General features: G+C 65.5%; 15 protein-coding genes and 1 pseudogene. 6 read left to right on the top strand and 10 right to left on the bottom strand.

The genetic code is table 11. The features are described from left to right. Positions 1 to 152: 152 nt before the first annotated feature. On the top strand, positions 153 to 1,172 hold the full coding sequence (locus FA04_RS12210) for a DUF3313 domain-containing protein (RefSeq protein WP_082584603.1): 1,020 nt from the start codon (positions 153 to 155) through the stop codon (positions 1,170 to 1,172). Between the two features lie 73 nt (positions 1,173 to 1,245). Here FA04_RS12210 and FA04_RS12205 read toward each other — a convergent pair whose 3' ends face one another. After that, complete coding sequence (locus FA04_RS12205; protein ID WP_082566327.1) at positions 1,246 to 1,794, bottom strand: tetratricopeptide repeat protein; 549 nt, start codon at positions 1,792 to 1,794, stop codon at positions 1,246 to 1,248. A gap of 183 nt (positions 1,795 to 1,977) precedes the next feature. Next, positions 1,978 to 2,880, bottom strand: coding sequence for a metallophosphoesterase family protein (locus FA04_RS12200; protein WP_034788848.1), 903 nt, complete (start codon positions 2,878 to 2,880; stop codon positions 1,978 to 1,980). A gap of 110 nt (positions 2,881 to 2,990) precedes the next feature. Between FA04_RS12200 and FA04_RS12195 the strand changes: the two genes are divergently transcribed. After that, on the top strand, positions 2,991 to 3,458 hold the full coding sequence (locus FA04_RS12195) for an NUDIX domain-containing protein (protein WP_034788845.1): 468 nt from the start codon (positions 2,991 to 2,993) through the stop codon (positions 3,456 to 3,458). 26 nt (positions 3,459 to 3,484) lie between these two features. On the opposite strand, the gene FA04_RS12190 is transcribed toward FA04_RS12195, so the two are convergent. Further along, positions 3,485 to 4,462, bottom strand: coding sequence for a glutathione S-transferase family protein (locus FA04_RS12190; RefSeq protein WP_034788840.1), 978 nt, complete (start codon positions 4,460 to 4,462; stop codon positions 3,485 to 3,487). A gap of 260 nt (positions 4,463 to 4,722) precedes the next feature. Here FA04_RS12190 and FA04_RS12185 point away from each other — a divergent pair, with 260 nt between their 5' ends. Then, positions 4,723 to 5,268: a GNAT family N-acetyltransferase gene (locus FA04_RS12185; protein ID WP_034788838.1), complete on the top strand. Its 546-nt coding sequence runs from the start codon at positions 4,723 to 4,725 to the stop codon at positions 5,266 to 5,268. 9 nt (positions 5,269 to 5,277) lie between these two features. Here the strand turns inward: FA04_RS12185 and FA04_RS12180 are convergent. The 6 genes and pseudogenes from FA04_RS12180 to FA04_RS12155 all read right to left on the bottom strand — a co-directional run bounded on the left by FA04_RS12180 (position 5,278) and on the right by FA04_RS12155 (position 13,024). Next, positions 5,278 to 5,699 (bottom strand): annotated as a pseudogene (locus FA04_RS12180) (GNAT family N-acetyltransferase). Between the two features lie 6 nt (positions 5,700 to 5,705). After that, entirely contained in the window at positions 5,706 to 6,185 is a 480-nt protein-coding gene (locus FA04_RS12175; RefSeq protein ID WP_034788837.1) for a GNAT family N-acetyltransferase, read from the bottom strand. Beyond that, a complete protein-coding gene (locus FA04_RS12170; protein WP_034788833.1) occupies positions 6,182 to 8,251 on the bottom strand; it encodes a membrane protein in 2,070 nt (689 codons plus the stop codon). The genes FA04_RS12175 and FA04_RS12170 overlap by 4 nt, the downstream gene beginning before the upstream one ends. 10 nt (positions 8,252 to 8,261) lie before the next feature. Then, complete coding sequence (locus FA04_RS12165) at positions 8,262 to 11,090, bottom strand: DUF4159 domain-containing protein (RefSeq protein ID WP_034788830.1); 2,829 nt, start codon at positions 11,088 to 11,090, stop codon at positions 8,262 to 8,264. After that, entirely contained in the window at positions 11,087 to 12,007 is a 921-nt protein-coding gene (locus FA04_RS12160; RefSeq protein ID WP_034788827.1) for a DUF58 domain-containing protein, read from the bottom strand. Before FA04_RS12160 ends, FA04_RS12165 begins: the two co-directional genes overlap by 4 nt. Positions 12,008 to 12,010: 3 nt before the next feature. Further along, a complete protein-coding gene (locus FA04_RS12155; protein WP_034789050.1) occupies positions 12,011 to 13,024 on the bottom strand; it encodes an AAA family ATPase in 1,014 nt (337 codons plus the stop codon). A 273-nt stretch (positions 13,025 to 13,297) separates the two neighbouring features. On the opposite strand from FA04_RS12155, the gene FA04_RS12150 reads away from it, so the two are divergent. From FA04_RS12150 to FA04_RS12140, 3 genes are read left to right on the top strand one after another with little or no spacing between them, the layout of a single operon-like run. Further along, a complete protein-coding gene (locus FA04_RS12150; protein WP_034788824.1) occupies positions 13,298 to 13,921 on the top strand; it encodes a DUF1285 domain-containing protein in 624 nt (207 codons plus the stop codon). Next, positions 13,918 to 14,550: a CoA pyrophosphatase gene (locus tag FA04_RS12145; RefSeq protein WP_034788821.1), complete on the top strand. Its 633-nt coding sequence runs from the start codon at positions 13,918 to 13,920 to the stop codon at positions 14,548 to 14,550. The genes FA04_RS12150 and FA04_RS12145 overlap by 4 nt, the downstream gene beginning before the upstream one ends. Further along, complete coding sequence (locus FA04_RS12140) at positions 14,547 to 15,806, top strand: CCA tRNA nucleotidyltransferase (RefSeq protein WP_034788818.1); 1,260 nt, start codon at positions 14,547 to 14,549, stop codon at positions 15,804 to 15,806. The genes FA04_RS12145 and FA04_RS12140 overlap by 4 nt, the downstream gene beginning before the upstream one ends. A 45-nt stretch (positions 15,807 to 15,851) precedes the next feature. Here FA04_RS12140 and FA04_RS12135 read toward each other — a convergent pair whose 3' ends face one another. After that, a complete protein-coding gene (locus tag FA04_RS12135; RefSeq protein WP_034788815.1) occupies positions 15,852 to 16,037 on the bottom strand; it encodes a DUF1059 domain-containing protein in 186 nt (61 codons plus the stop codon). Positions 16,038 to 16,047 lie beyond the last annotated feature (10 nt).

The following is a 16,047-nucleotide window of genomic DNA, read 5'->3' as shown; positions in this document are numbered from 1 at the left end:
GCCTTTTCCCAAAAAGCTTTCGCTTGCCCGCGGCCGTTAATCACGCGTTTCGTTACCGTTAACTGCAATGGTGGCCGGAGATCGCGTCAAAGTTCGGCCCGAATCTGGCCGGACCTCATGCACAACTGCAGGTCGACGTCGGGGATACGCCAATGAACGCACAGCATCGCAATGGCATGAGTATTGTCAGGTTTGTCGGGAGACATTGTGGCGGACGCCGCATTCGGGGAGGTGCGGCCGTCATTCGCACGGCAGCGCTGGTGCCTTTGTTTGCGGGGCTCGCCGCCTGCCAGAGCGCCCAGGTCATGGAAACGGGGTCTCTATCGTCCTACAAGGATTTCGTTGCCAGCGACGGGATGGTGACCAAGACGAAGTACCGGGTGGATTCTGCTGCCACCAAGAACGTCAAGACGGTGCATGTGATCCCGACGACCTTTGCCGCCACCGCGGATCTCGACAAGCTCGGGGATCCGCAAAAGAAGCTGGTGGCCACGGCGATCGACCGGTCGCTCTGCGAAGCCCTGAGCGAGCAATTCGACGTCGTGCCGATCTCCAAGCCCGCCGACATGGCGGTGCGCTCCGTGATCAGCAAGGTCAAATCGACCAATGCAGTCGTCGCCGGCGTGTCGACCGTCACCTCGGCCGTCGCTCCGATCCCGGTTCCGCGCATTCCCATCGGCCTTGGAAGTCTCGCGGTCGAGGCGGAGGCATTCGACCCAATGGGCAAGCAGATCGCCGGGCTGGCATGGGCGCGTGGCGCCAACATCCTCACCAACGGGTCCCGCGCCTCGACGGCCGCCGACGCCTTCGAGCTTGCAGGCGACTTCTCAAGCGACTTCAGTGCGCTGCTCGAAAAATCGGGTGACCCGATGAAGTCCGATTTTGAGCTGCCGTCGATGAAGAGCGTCAAGAACAGCGTTGCCTATGCCGTCACCGGCAAACCCACCGATCCGGATTGCGCCGTGTTCGGCAAGGGATCCGGTCTCGGCGGCATCGCCGGCGGCGCGCTCGGCCTGCCGCCGGAATGGTCGGAGAAGAAGAACGAGGCAAAGTCGATTGCTGACGGCACGACGGGAAGCGGTCCCTCAGCAGGCGGGGCGAAGGGAAATGCAGCCAAGGCAAGCGAGCCCAAAAAGAACGGGCCGGCGGCAAGCGGGTCGAAGAAAACCTAGCGTCCCAGTGCGTGTCCGTGGCACGTCGGATCGAGGGCGGCGCCTGGCGCCGCCCGTCCATGTTACCGCCCGGTCAGTACTGGCGGACGCCGCCGAGCGACTGCAGCAGGGCGCGGTAAGCCCAGGTGTTTTCGCCGCCGCGGTCGCGGATCTCGACGAGTTGCACACGCGCTTCCTCGACGCGGCCCTGTTCGATCAGCGCCTGGCCCATGTAGGAGCGGGCGAGGATGTAGTTCTCGTCAGCCTGGAGCGCGCGTTTGTAGTACTGCATGCCGAGTTCCATGCGCCCGGCCTTGCGGTTGGCATAGCCGAGGTAGTTGAGCACCCGGGCGCTCTGCTGGTCCTTGACGGCGCCGAGCACCCTGATCGAATTTTCATACTGGCCGGCATAGGCGAGTTCGCGGGCAGCCTGGAACAGGATATCGTCGCCAAGGTCGCTCTTCTTGGCGTCAACGCAGGCCTTTTTCTTGGCGTCCCACACCTTGCCGTCGGTGCATTCGCTGGTCGTCTTGGTTTTCTTCGGCGGTTCGCTCGTATCCTCGCCGGCGGCCATCACCGCATGCGCCATGAAGCTGGTTGCCCCGGCGGCAAACAGGGCGAAAACGAGGTTCTTGTGGTTCATCATGCCATCTCCCATTGCTGGCGCATGACCGCGAAAGCCTCGCGCTGTTTCAAACGACTGCGTGTCCTGCATTCGCGCAGAGGCGGGCGCGCTGCCATGCGGCGGCGGACCGGAGTATGACGCAGCAGGGCCGGGGTTTATTCGCCGGGCGATGAATTTTCTGCGGAGGGAGGCTGCGTTCGCCTAGAAGCGTGTGGTTTCGGCGAGCGACACCGTGGTGGCATCGTCGTTCAGGGCGTAGCGCTCGCGCGTCAGGTGCCAGTTCCCGGCTTCACCGGCGACGGTGAACAGGTTGTAGGCTGCCGGCGGCTTGTGGCCGCCAGGACCTTGCGAGGCCGAGGCGATGCCGACAACCGGGACAGGGGCATGCTGGCCCTTCAGCCAATAGACAGTGTTGAGGTGCGTGTGGCCGTGGATCACGAGTTCGGCGCCGCCGGACGAGATCGTCGCAGCAAAGCGGCGAATGCCGATCATGCGCTTGTGCATCGAGGTTGCGCCGCGGATCGGCGGATGGTGGATCATAACGATGCGAAAGAGCCCGGCTTCGCCGGCTTGTCTCAGCAGATTGACGGTGGCGCGGGCCTGGCGCTGGCCGAAATAGCCGCTGGCGGCAAAGGGCGGGGTCGCAACGGCGGTCGAGCAGCCGATCAGCGCCACCGGGCCGCGCACGCGCATGTAGGGAAAGCAGCGGTGCCGGTCATGCCAATGCGCCGGCGCATCGTCGCCGCGCATATAGGGATACCAGGCACGGGTGGTCTTCTCGTAGGCGCCCGGAACATAGGCGTCGTGGTTGCCCGGAACGACGGAGATGTTTTCCGGCTTGCCCGCATCCTCCAGCCATTCGGTGACCGCCTTGATCTCGAGCGAGGAGGCGAGATTGACGAGATCGCCCGTCATCGCCAGATGGTCCGGATCCTTCTTCTCGATGTCGGCCAGCAGGGTGTCGAGCGTACCGGTGAAGAGATGGCGGCTGCGGTTGCGGTGCCAGTTGACGAAACCGGTGATGCGCTTGGAAGCGAGTTCCCTGAGGGATAGCTCGGGCAAGGGCCCGAGGTGGACGTCGGAAATATGGGCGAGTTTGAACATCGACCCCGTCTAGCGCATATTCCGGCCGAGGGGAATCAGGTCGCCCGATGAATCGCGTGTGGCCGGGACGAGGAAGGAAAAAACGCCTGGAACAAGATCGGCCACCGGAGATGCGGCGCTGGTATCTCCGGCTGCTGATGTGGCTTGCGCATGGCTATTACGCTGTTGCGCGTGGCATGACGATGGGTGTGCGGGCGGCCTGTTTCGATGGCGAGGGCCGCGTTTTCCTCGTCCGCCACTCCTACCTGCCGGGCTGGCACCTGCCGGGCGGAGGGCTCGACCGCGACGAGGCCTCGATCGACGGCTTGCTGCGGGAGTTGCGCGAGGAGGGGAACCTCGAAGTTTCGGCGCCGCCGGTGCTCATCCAGGTCTACTACAACAGGCGCACGAGCCGCCGCGACCACGTCGTCTTCTACCGCTGTGACGGTGTCAGCCAGAGCGCGCCGAAAACGCCCGATCTCGAGATTTCCGAAAGTGGCTTCTTCGCACTGGACGCGCTGCCTGACGACACCACGCCGGCAACACGCCGCCGGCTTGCGGAACTTGCCGGCGGCATCGCAATCGATCGCTACTGGTAGCGATCGATTGCCCTTTCAGTGCAGTGTTACAGCGCCTCGCGGCCGTGCGGGGCGGTGAGGTCGAGCACCGGGCCCACCGGCACGACGCCGGTCGGGTTGATGGTCGTGTGGCTGCGGTAGTAGTGCTCCTTGATGTGGCGCATGTCGACCGTCTCGGCCACGCCCGGCACCTGATAGAGTTCCCGCAGATACCCTTGGAGGTTCGGATAGTCGGCGATCCGGCGGATGTTGCACTTGAAGTGGCCGACATAGACAGGATCGAAGCGCACCAGCGTCGTGAATAGCCGCCAGTCGGCCTCGGTGAGGCGGCTGCCGGTGAGGTAACGGTGCGAGCCGAGGCGCTCTTCCAGCTTGTCCAGCCGGGCAAAGAGTGCCGTCACACTTTCCTCGTAGGCGGATTGCGTGGTGGCAAAGCCTGCCTTGTAGACGCCGTTGTTGACGTCGTTGTAGACGTCGGTGTTCATCGCATCGATCTCGCCGCGGAGCTCTTCCGGATAGAAATCGAGCGTCGAGCCGGTCAGGCCATCGAAGGCGGAGTTGAACATCCGGATGATCTCGGAGGATTCATTCGAAACGATGGTGTTCTGCTTCTTGTCCCAGAGGACGGGCACGGTCACGCGGCCGGAATAGTTGGCATCGGCGCGGGTATAGACCTGCCACAGCGCCTTCGAGCCGAAGAGATGATCGCCGGTGCCGATGCCGCCGTCCTTGAATTCCCAGCCCTGGGTGAGCATCAGCGGATCGACTACGGAAACGGAGATCAGGTCCTCGAGCTTTTTCAGCTTGCGGAAGATCAGTGTACGATGGGCCCATGGGCAGGCGAGCGAAACATAGAGGTGATAGCGATCGGCCTCGGCCTTGAAGCCGGCGTCGCCGCTCGGGCCGGCCGACCCGTCCGCCGTCACCCAGTTGCGGAACTGCGAAGCGCTGCGCTTGAAGTGGCCGTTCGTTGCCACCGTGTCGTACCAGACGTCCTGCCAGACGCCATCTACCAACCTGCCCATCGGACAAACTCCTTCGTGATCGTTGCGTCAATAGATAGCGCTTCCAGCGACATTCGATAGGTGGCGAAATCGGAACAGTGCGTTTTAGGCTTTGACAGAGGGCAAATTTCTGCTATCGGCGATTTCACAACTTTTTTCGTGTCTGGAAGAATCCGCACAGATGATGTTCTCGGGAAACCTGCGACGACGCTGATGCTGCCAACGCCCTCATCGGGCGAAGCCATCCCTATGTCTGTTCGCATGCCTGGTTTCTCGATCTCATGAAAAAGCACGATCTCGTCTATCTGACCGAAGACGCGTCCCATGACGCAGCCATCGAAATCATCAACGAAGAAGCTTTCGGCCCCGGCCGGTTTGCCCGGGCGGCCGCGCGCATCCGCGAGCAGGGGCCGCATGACCGGTCGCTGTCCTTCATCTGCGCCGACAATGGCGAGACGATCGCATCGGTCCGGATGACGCCGGTCATGGCGGGCTCGATCAAGGGCCACCTGCTCGGACCGCTCGCCGTCAGGCCGTCGCACAAGAACCAGGGCATCGGCCGGGAACTGGTGCGTATCGCGGTCGAGGCGGCGCGGCGCAAGGGCTCACACGCGGTGATCCTTGTCGGCGATCCGCCCTATTACCAGCCGCTCGGCTTCGAGAAGGTGCGTTACGCGGCACTCGAGTTCCCTGGGCCGGTCGACCCGGCGCGGGTGCTCGTCGTGCCGATGGCAGAGGGTGTGCATGCCGGACTTGCCGGCGTTATCTCCTGGCGGGATGATAGGCTGATGCAGGCGGAGCCGATTGCGTTGCCGCTGGCCGTCTGATCCCGGACCTTATCGCGCGACGAGCGATTTCTTCAGAAACACCCGGGTTCGGCCAACAGGGAAATCCGGCAGTTCACCGAAGGCCGCATAGCCCTGACGCTCGTAGGCGCGCAGGGCCTGCGGGTTGAAGGTGTCGATCCAGGCGCTGTGGCAGCCGCGATTGCGCGCTTCGTCCTCGGCCGCCTGGAGCAACTTGCCGGCAAGCCCCTGTCCGCGAAGATCTTCCGGTAACCACAGCCATTGCACGAATAGCCAGCCCCAGCCGGTTAGCCGTTCAGGCCGCCGCAGGCTCCCTGTGCCTCGGGGCCGCCGACAAGGACGGCGAGGGGGCGTCGCTCCGACGGGCCGACGTCGGCGGCGTTGAAGGCTGCAAGACCGTTGCCGATTGCTTCGATCGCCTCGGGCGGCGGGGCGTCGGTGACGACGAACATCGGCCTTTACCTTTCGACACGGCGCATGCTGAAGACATCCAGGCGGTCTTCGCCGACATCCGTCTCGTCGAGCTGCCAGCCGAGACGCTCGTAGAAGGCGCGCTTGCCCGAGAGGGCGCAAAGATGCACGGCTTCGGCGCCGGTATCGAGCGCCGCCTGCGCTGCCTTCAGCACGATGTCGCCGCCGATACCTGCCCCGCGGAACGGCGGATCGACCCAGACGGCAGCGACCCACGGCGTGAGATCCGGTCGCTCCTCAAGATCGGAGGCGATGACCGAGGCGGTGCCGACGAAACGGTCGCCGGCATGCGCCACCAGACACAGCGGCTCGGCACCGTCGGCAAGGCTCGCCTGAAGCAGGCCGGTAATGTGTTCCAGCGGAAAGCCATGCGGTTCCCACCAGGCGCGCCAGACGCGGTCGGCCACGGCATCGAAGAAATGTGGTGCGTCGCGAAGGTCGCTGACGACCATGCTGCTGTCGCTCATCGTCCCTCGCGATACCAGGTGGCGGAAATCAGCAGCAGCAGCGCCGCAAGACCAAGGAAGCCGGTAAACAGCGGCACTGAATTGACGCCCTTCAGCACGGTTTCGTCGGTCATGCGGATCGAGAGCCGCTGGTCGTCTGCCGCTCGGATCGAGCCCCTGACCGGCAGAACCGTGGGCAGGTCGAGCGGTCCATCGGCACTTGCGAGGCGCCGCACGATGCCCTTGGTCTTTTCCGCCCAGGGACGCAGCTTGTCCTCGGTCGAGATCGCGGCCTTGAATTCCGGAGCGTTGGGGTCGCCGACATGGGCAAGAGCCGTGAGGTCGCCGTTCGACATCTCGAAGAGCCCGGTTTCCGTGGTGGCGACTTCGGCCGAGTAGAGGCCCGGCTGGCGTTCGGTCAGCTTGACGTCCTGCTTCCCGCCGGAGGGAGCGACCAGCGTCACCGGACCCGGATCGCCATCGATCGTCTGGCGGGTGATTTCGAGCGTCCGGCCGCGCGCGCGTGCCGTTAGCGCCTCTTCTTCGAGCGAGGGCTCCTGCATCAGCCAATGGGCGGTGCGGCGATAGAGCGACACGTGGGGTCCGCCGCCTTCGAAGCCGCGAGCCCAGAGCCAGCCCTGATCGGAGAGCAGCATGGCGACGCGGCCCTTGCCGACACGGTTGAGCACCAGCAGCGGTTTGCCGTCGGCCGCTTCCATGACCGTATGGCCCTGCGGTCGGTTGACGTCCACGGTGCGGAACCAGCGGCCCCAATGCGGCGGCTCGCTGTCGGAGCCTTCCAGACCGCGGGTCACCGGATGCTTCTTTCCTTCCTCCGACAGGCGCGGGAAGAAGGCCTTTTCGTTCATGACGCCCGTCGGCGCGGCCGGCAGCACTGCCTCAAGCGGTGTCGCTGCAATCGAATCGTCACCGGCATGTTCGGGACCTGCCGCAATTAGCAGCGCGCCACCGTTCTCCACATATTGCGCGATGTTGTCGTAGTAGAGGATCGGCAACAGACCGCGGTGCTGGTAGCGGTCGAGGATGATCAGATCGAACTCGTTGATCTTGTCGACGAAGAGTTCGCGCGTCGGAAAGGCGATCAGCGATAGCTCGTTGATCGGCGTGCCGTCCTGCTTTTCCTGCGGACGCAGAATGGTGAAATGTACGAGATCGACGGCCGCATCGGATTTCAAGAGGTTGCGCCAGGCGCGTTCACCGGCATGCGGCTCGCCGGAGACCAAGAGCACGCGCAGGTTCTCGCGAATGCCGTCGAGCACGTGGACCGCGCGGTTGTTGGCCGTCGTCACTTCGCCCGGAACGGCATCGACGGCGAATTCGAGCACGTTGTTGCCGCCGCGCGGAACGTTGAAGGCGAACGGGACGTCCGTGCCGGGCTCGGCGCGCTCGCGGGCGATCTCGTTGCCGTTGAGGCGGATCGTGACTTCGGCGCTGCCGCCGGGTGCCGCCCCGTCGTCGACCACCCGGAACGAGAGCTTCTGTTCCTCACCGACGATGCCGAAGCGCGGCGGGTTGATCAGTTCGACACGCCGGTCGAATTCATCGGGCTTGCCGGTGATCAGCCCGTGCACGGGCGCGTCGAAACCGAGCGCGCGAGCGACATCGGGCACATCGTGGATCTGGCCATCGGTGACGAAAATGGCGCCGCCGATGCGCGCCGGGGGAACGTCAGACAGCGAGGAGGCAAGCGCGCCAAAGAGATTGGTCGACGGCGAGACATCTGCCGGATCGGTGTTTGCCTCGATGATCCGCGGCTCGATCAGCGGTATGGCCGCCAGCCGTTCCTTCAGGCCCTCGACGGCGCGATCGGTCTGCGCGGTGCGGTCGCCGTTCCGCTGGCTCTGGCTGCGGTCGACGACGACGGCGACGATGGTCGAGAGCGGATCGCGCAGCTCCACGAAAATGGAGGGGTTGGCGATCGCCAGTCCGAGCGCTGCGAGTGCGGCCAGGCGCAGCCAGGCGCCGCGCACCTTCTGCCAGAGGCCATAGGCGATGAACAGCGCCGCGATTGCGAGCAGCGGGACGAAGTAGATCCACGGGATCAGCGGGGCAAAGCCATAGGTCATCGATCGGCCCTCACTGTCCAAGCCTTTGCAGAAGGTCCGGCACGTGAACCTGATCGGCCTTGTAGTTGCCCGTCAGCATATACATCATGATGTTGACGCCGGCGCGGTAGGCATATTCGCGCTGCATCTCGTCCGGCGGCACTGTCGGCAGGAGCGGTGCGCCATTGACGTCCACGGCCCAGGCACCGGCAAAATCGTTGCCGGTGATCATGATCGGCGTGACGCCGTCGCCGCCGCGCACGGGGCGATTGCTGCGGTCTTCGTCGTCATTGGGGGCGGCCTCGACCCAGAGCTGGCTTTCCGCATAGCGCCCGGGGAAGTTCGAAAGCAGATAGAAGGCCTTCGTCAGCACGTGGTCGGAGGGCACCGGCTCCAGCGGCGGAATGTCGAGCCCGCTCAGCATCGCCTGCAGGCGCTGCACGTTGGGACTGTCGCCGGCGTCCGACGGTGTCAGCGAGGAAAACTGGTCGCGCGTGTCGAAGAGCACGGTGCCGCCGTTGCGCATATAGGCGTCGATCCGGCTCATGACCCGGCTGCTCGGCATCGGGGCGGTGGCCGAAACCGGCCAGTAGATGATCGGATAGAAGGCCAGTTCGTCCTGTTCGAGGTCGACGCCGACGGGCGCTCCTGGTTCGAGCGCCGTCCGGTAGGTCAGATAGTTGCTGAGGCCGATGAGGCCCTGTTCGGAGAGGCGGTCGACCTCCTGCTCGCCGGTGATGACGTAGGCGAGATGGGTCGTGTCCAGCCGCTGCAGCGTCTGCTCGTCGCTCGGCTGGCTGTCCTGCGCATGTGCGATCGCCGGGGCGAGAGCGGCTACAAGGCCGAGCGTCGCAAGGCCAAGGGTTGCGACCAGTGCCGCGGTCGCGGCGCCGCGGCCTGCGCGCCGGCGCAGCCCGGCGAGACCGCCGGCCATGTAGAGAACGATCAGCGTATCGAGGACGAAGAGCGCCAGCGCCAGCCCGAAGAGGTAGGGTCGGATCGAGAAGGGCCGGGCGCCCTCCAGTCCTTCGGCCCGCGCTCCGACGAGATTGCCTGTAATCGGGGTGAGCTTGCCGCCGTCAGGCAGCAGATTGTTGGCGACGAAACCTTCCTCCGAGCCGTAGAGGCCGGGGGGGGTGTCGGCGGAAACGGTGGGCGCGATGCCGGGTGCGATTTCGAGCGGTCGAGCGCTGCCGGTGTCGCCGGTCAGTTCGCCGCGGGCGCTCACCAGGCGATAGGGGGGCAACGTCTGTGCCTTGCTTGGCTGATCGCCGGCAACGCCGCCGGCGCGCGACAGCTGGATGGAGCGGCGCAGCATGTCGACGAACGAGCCGGAGATCGGCAGGTTCGACCAGTTCGGATCGGCGCTCACGTGGAAGAGCACGATGCGGCCGCGGCCGCGCTCGGCGGTCGTCACCAGCGGTGTGCCGTCGGCGAGGTTGGCCCAGGTCCGCTCCGTGAGATCGGGTGTCGGTTGCGCCAGCACCTGGCGCTTTACCAGCACGTCACGCGGGCGTTCCAGTCCGGCAAAGGGGCTCGAGGACGGATAGTCGGCAAGCGGCTGCGGTTCCGACCAGGAAAGCGCGCCGTCGAGCGTACGCTCGCCCTGCCGGAGCACGACCGGTACGAGCGGGTCGTCGGCGGGCGCGCCGGCGAGCCTCGGGCCGGCGAAGCGCACCAGCATGCCGCCATTTTCCAGCCAGCGTGTGACCAGCGGGTAGCTTTCGTCCGGCAGACGGCCGACGTCGGCCATGACGAGGATCGACGGATTTTGCGCCAGAAGCTCGGCGATTGCCTTCCCGACCGCCTCTTCGCGGGGTTCGATCAGGTCGGCATGCGGCTCGAGCGCGCGCTTGATGTAGTAGAGCGGCGAAAGCAGCGGCTGCGACTGATGAACCTCGCCGCTGAGCAGCGCGACCCGGCGGCGGCGGTTGCCGTCATCGAGCAAGTGCAGGCCGCCGGCCGTCGCCTGGCCCTCGATCGTCAGACGTGCGAAGTCGTTGCGCAGCTCGAAGGGCGCCTTCAGCAAGGCATCCGCCGTCGTGGCGCCCGTCGCGAAGCGAAGCTCGCCCTCGGCGATCGCCGTGCCGCGAATGTCACGGGCAAGCACGTAATAGGCGCGTGGCTCGCCGAGCGGCAGGCGCGAGGCGGTAACCCGCATTCCGTCGTTTTCGTTGGTCGCTGCCGTTAGCGCGATGGCGCTTTCCGCATTGCCCTCGACCCGGCGGACATTCGTAGCGCCGAGCTCTGCGATCTGCTGCATCGTCCCGCCATTCGACGCTTCGATGCCGTCGCTGAGGAAGGCGAGGGTGCCGGGCGGAGAGCCGGCAAGCGCGGCCTTTATGGCAGCGAGTGCCCGCTCTCGGTCGGCCGGCAGCGGTTGCGGCTGGGCGGCGGCCAGGCGGTCGCGCGCCGCGGCGGCGGAAGCGGGCGTCGCGTCGTGCTGGCGGTCGGTGGTAAAGACGATCGAAACGGGAAGCTCCTTGGCTTCCGCGTCGTCGATCAGCGCACCGGCGGCTTCGACCCGCTGGTTCCAGTCGGAGACCGTCGCCCAGCTATTGTCGATGACGAGGGCAAGCGGACCGGCTGACGAAAGCGTGTTCTGCCGCGGGTTGATCACCGGATCGGCGATCGCAAGGATAAGGGCGGCGGCCATCAGCATGCGCAACAGCGTCAGCCACCACGGGCTTTGCGCCGGGGTCTCCTCACGCTTCATCACCGACGCGAGGATGCGCAGCGGCGGGAAGACTTCGGCCGACGGCCTTGGCGGCGTCATGCGCAGCAGCCACCAGATGACCGGCAGGGCAACCAGGGCGGCAAGGATGGCCGGATTGGTGAAGAGGAAGGCGAGGCCGCTCATAGCTGGCCTCCGTGGGTCGCGCGTCCCGGCATGCCGGAGAGATAGGTGTGCACGGCGACGAGCGCCTCGGAGGCGGGCCGGTCGGTCTTGTGCGGGGTGAAGGTCCAGCCGAGATGGCGCAGCGTCACGCCCAGCGTGTCGCGGCGGCCAATATAGGCGCGCTGATAGTCTTCACGCAGCACTTCGGCGCGGCCGGCGGTCAGCTTCTCGCCGGTCTCCGGGTCGGTGAATTCGGTCCGGCCGGAATAGGGAAACACTTCTTCGGCCGGGTCGGCGATCTCGACCACATGGCCGCGCAGGCCGCGTCTGGCCAGCGGGCCGAGGCGGTCCATGATCTTTTCGGCAGGATCGAGAAAATCGCCGATCAGCACGAGGTCGCTGGCGCTGCGGATCATTCCGGTTTCCGGCAGGCCCTCGGCAAGTGGGCTCAGCATGATGGCGGTCGCCAGCCGTTCGGCGGCGTTGCGCGCCGAGACCGGCTCCATGATGCCCGGGCAGCCGATGCGCTCGCCCGAGCGCGCGAGGATTTCGGCGAGCGCCAGCATCAGTACCAGCGCACGGCTCTCCTTGGACACGGTGCCGAGCTTCGACTTGTACATCATCGACGGCGAAAGATCGGCCCACAGCCAGATGGTGTGGGCGGCTTCCCATTCGCGGTCGCGCACGTAGGTATGGTCGTCACGGGCAGAACGCCGCCAGTCGATGCGCGACATGCTCTCGCCGTCCGAATAGGGCCGGAACTGCCAGAAATTCTCGCCGATGCCGCGCTTGCGCCGGCCATGCCAGCCGGAAATTACGGTGTTGGCGATCCGTCGCGCCTCGACCAGGCAATCGGGTACGAGCATGGCGCGCTGCTGCGCTCGTGAAAGCACTTCACTGGCGGGAGTACGCGAGACTATGTGCCCGACGGTGGCCATGCGTCAGCCTCTGGCCTGCTTCACCAGATCGGCGACGACGTCGCGCACGGTCATGCCTTCGGCGCGGGCGGCGAAGGTCAGCGCCATGCGGTGCTGAAGCACCGGTTCGGCCAGCGCCAGGATATCGTCGATCGAAGGCGCCAGACGGCCGTCGTAGAGCGCGCGGGCACGGGCGCAGAGCATCAGCGCCTGGCCGGCGCGCGGGCCTGGCCCCCAGGCGACGTTCTTGTCGGTCGCAGCATTACCGTTGCCCGGACGGGCGGAGCGCACCAGCGAAAGGATCGCGTCGACCACCTTCTCGCCGACCGGCATCTGGCGGATGAGGCTCTGGATCTGCAGCAGCCGGGCGGCATCGATGACCGGGTGGGCGGTCGCTTCGCCGACACCTGTGGTTTCGAGCAGGATCTGCCGCTCGGCCGTGAGGTCCGGATAGCCGACGTCGACCTGCATCAGGAAGCGGTCGAGCTGCGCCTCGGGCAGGGGATAGGTGCCTTCCTGCTCAAGGGGGTTTTGGGTCGCGAGCACATGGAAGGGCGCCGGCAGGTCCTTGCGGGCGCCGGCAACCGTGATGTGGTACTCCTGCATGGCCTGCAACAGTGCCGATTGGGTGCGCGGCGAGGCGCGGTTGATTTCGTCGGCCATCAGCAACTGCGTGAAGATGGGGCCGGGAATGAAGCGGAACGAGCGATGGCCGGCCCCGTCCTGGTCCATCACTTCGGAACCGAGAATATCCGAGGGCATCAGGTCGGGCGTGAACTGTACGCGGCTGGAATCGAGCCCCAGCACGGTGCCGAGCGTGGCGACGAGCTTCGTCTTGGCAAGGCCGGGAACGCCGACGAGCAGCGCGTGACCGCCGGAGAGGACCGCGAGCAGGGTCTGCTCGACGACGCTTTCCTGGCCGAAGATGACTTTGCCGACTTCCGCACGCACCCGGGCGATTTCGCCCAGCGCACTTTCGGCCGCAGCGACAATCGCCTTCTCGTCGATCGCGTCAGCCGCGCCCTTCATCACACTCATGGTCATACTCCCCGGTCGCCCGTTGTTAAACCGAATCGCTCCTACAGCGCCGCGCGTCCTTATAGAGCGCGCCAGGCTCGCTGTAATATTGAGCCGCCGCATGACGCCTGTCCTTGGATCGATCCCGATACAAGGAATCATGCGGTAGCCTGGATTTCAGTCGCCAAAATCCAATTTAGACCCTGCCGGACGGCTGACAAGTCGGCGCCGACGCACTATCTCGTGAGATATCAAAGGTCTCGATGCAAAATCGAGGTCAAACGGGACGGAACAATGGCAGAAGCCGAAATTCAGCAAACCGGCGATGCGGCCGGACTGGCGGCCCTGATTGCGCGTGCCGCCGGGCAGACCGGCGAAAAAGCGCGCGGCCTGCCACCGGTGGACCGCTGGAATCCGCCGTTTTGCGGTGACATCGACATGGAGATCCGCGCCGACGGAACCTGGTTCTATCTGGGCACGCCGATTGGCCGGCAGCCCTTGGTGCGGCTGTTTTCCACCGTTTTGCGCAAGGACGAGGATGGGCGCACCTATCTCGTCACGCCTGTGGAAAAGGTCGGCATCCGCATCGTCGATGCGCCCTTTGTCGCCGTCGAGATGAGCGTGACCGAGGGGGAGGAGGGGCAGGTCCTGACCTTCCGCACCAATGTCGGCGACGTGGTCGAAGCCGGGCCGGAGCATCCGCTCCGCTTCGTCATACATGGCGAGAACCGCGAGCTGAAGCCTTACCTGCATGTGCGAGGGCGGCTGGAAGCCCTGGTGTCGCGGCCGGTCATGTATGACATCGTCGAGCTCGGCGAGACGGTTGCGATCGACGGCACCGAGATGTTCTGCGTGCGCTCGGGCGGTGCGGTCTTCCCGATCATGCCGGCAGCCGAGTTGGAAGCGCTTTCCCGATGAATGCGCATCCCTTCTCAGCCGACGAGTTTCGTCGTCGGGCGCTGACCCAGATGGGTGGGCCGATCGAGACCTCCTGGCGCGAGCACGGCGACTTCCTGCTCAATCCGGGCATCGTGCCCTATCTGGAGACGCTGAAGCTCAAGGATGCCGCGGTCCTGGTGCCTGTTGTTGATGATGGCGACGATGCGACGGTTATCTTGACGCAGCGCACCACCAGCCTGCGCAAGCATTCCGGCCAGGTCGCCTTTCCGGGCGGTGCCGTGGACCCCGAAGACCGGTCGGTCGAAGTGGCGGCGCTGCGCGAGGCGCAGGAAGAGATCGGGCTCGATCCGCGCTTCGTCGAAACCATTGGCCGGCTTCCGCATTACATGGCCATGTCCGGTTTCCGCATCACCCCGGTGCTGGCGGTGGTCAAGCCGGGTTTCGAGCTCGTGCCCAACCCGGAAGAGGTCGAAAGCGTCTTCGAGGTGCCGCTGTCGTTCCTGATGAACCCCGGCAATCACGATCGCGGCAGTGGCCACTGGCAGGGCGAGGAACGGCATTTCTACCGGATGCCCTATGGCGGCCGCAACATCTGGGGTATCACCGCCGGAATTCTGCGCATGCTCTATGAAAGGCTTTATGCATGACCTCGGTTGCTGGCGAAGGCTGGTTCTCGACGCCTTCTCTGCGTCGCGTTTTCGATGTGTTCAATGTCGACGGCGGCGAAGTCCGGGTTGTCGGTGGCGCAGTGCGCAACAGCTTGATGGGCTTGCCGGCCGGCGATATCGACATGGCGACCACCTGGCGCCCCGACGAAGTCGCCGAGCGGGCGAAGGCGGCCGGCATCAAGGTGGTGCCGACCGGCATCGACCATGGCACGGTGACGCTCGTCATCGACGGCACGCCCTATGAGGTCACGACGCTTCGCCGTGACGTTGCGACCGATGGCCGCCGTGCGGAAGTGGCCTTCGGCACCGACTGGAAGGCCGATGCCGAGCGGCGGGACTTCACCATCAACGCACTCTACGCCAACGACCGCGGCGACGTCTTCGACGATGTCGGGGGGCTCGCCGACATCGAAACGCGGACGCTGCGCTTCATCGGCGATGCCAGCGAGCGTGTCGCCGAGGACTATCTGCGCATCCTGCGCTTCTTCCGCTTCTTCGCCCATTACGGCCGCGGCCGGCCGGATGCCGACGGCTTGCGTGCCTGTGCCCGTGCGCGCTCGAAGCTTGCAACGCTTTCGGCCGAGCGGGTCTGGGCGGAAACGAAGAAATTGCTTTCGGCCGATGATCCCGGCCGCGCGCTGCTCTGGATGCGCCAGGCCGGCGTGCTCACCGAAATCCTGCCGGAAACCGAGAAATGGGGCATCGACGCAATCCCGGAACTCGTTGCCGCCGAGCGGGCCTTCGGCTGGAAGCCGGACCCGCTTCTGCGCCTTTCCGCGATCGTGCCGCCGGATGAGGAGCGTCTGGAGGCGATGGCAGAGCGTCTGCGTGTCTCGAAGGCGGAGGCTGCCTATTTCAGCCGCTGGGCGAAGGCGCCTGCGGTCCCGGCGACGATCGTCGACACGGCATTCGATCGGTTGCTCTATCGTCATGGCGTGGAAGGGATCGTCGTAAGACTGCGACTGGCGCTCTCAACAGCGCGGCGCAAGTCGGAAGGCGACCCGGCGTTTTTGTCCGAGACCGCTTCGCTGCGGCGGCTCCTGGCACGGGCCGAGGCCTTCAAGCGGCCAAGCTTCCCGCTGAATGGCGGTGACGTGCTGAAGGCCGGCGTGCCGGCCGGCCCGCGTGTGGGGGAAATCCTCGGCGAACTCGAAAATCTCTGGATCGAGCGCAACTTCAATCTCGACCGGGCAAACCTCGTCGCCCGGCTCGAAGCCATGGTGCAGCCGTCCTGATCAGGCCGCCTTGGCCGGACGGCTTAAGCCGCCTTGGCCGGACGGCTAGGCCGCCTTGGACTCGTCGGTGATCCGGGCCTTGATGTTGTCGATCATGTTTTCGCGGATGACGGTCTCGCCATGCGTTTCACGCATGTGGTCGACGACGCGGCGCACGATTTCGGCATCGTTGTCGGCTCGGGTGTGCCATTCGCAACCCGGGACGAGGGAACCGCATTCAAACAGGCGCATGGTTGCTTCC

Source organism: Ensifer adhaerens, from assembly GCF_000697965.2.
GTDB lineage: Bacteria > Pseudomonadota > Alphaproteobacteria > Rhizobiales > Rhizobiaceae > Ensifer > Ensifer adhaerens.
Note: the sequence above shows the minus strand (reverse complement) of the source record. Positions and strands in the feature narration are given on the sequence as shown.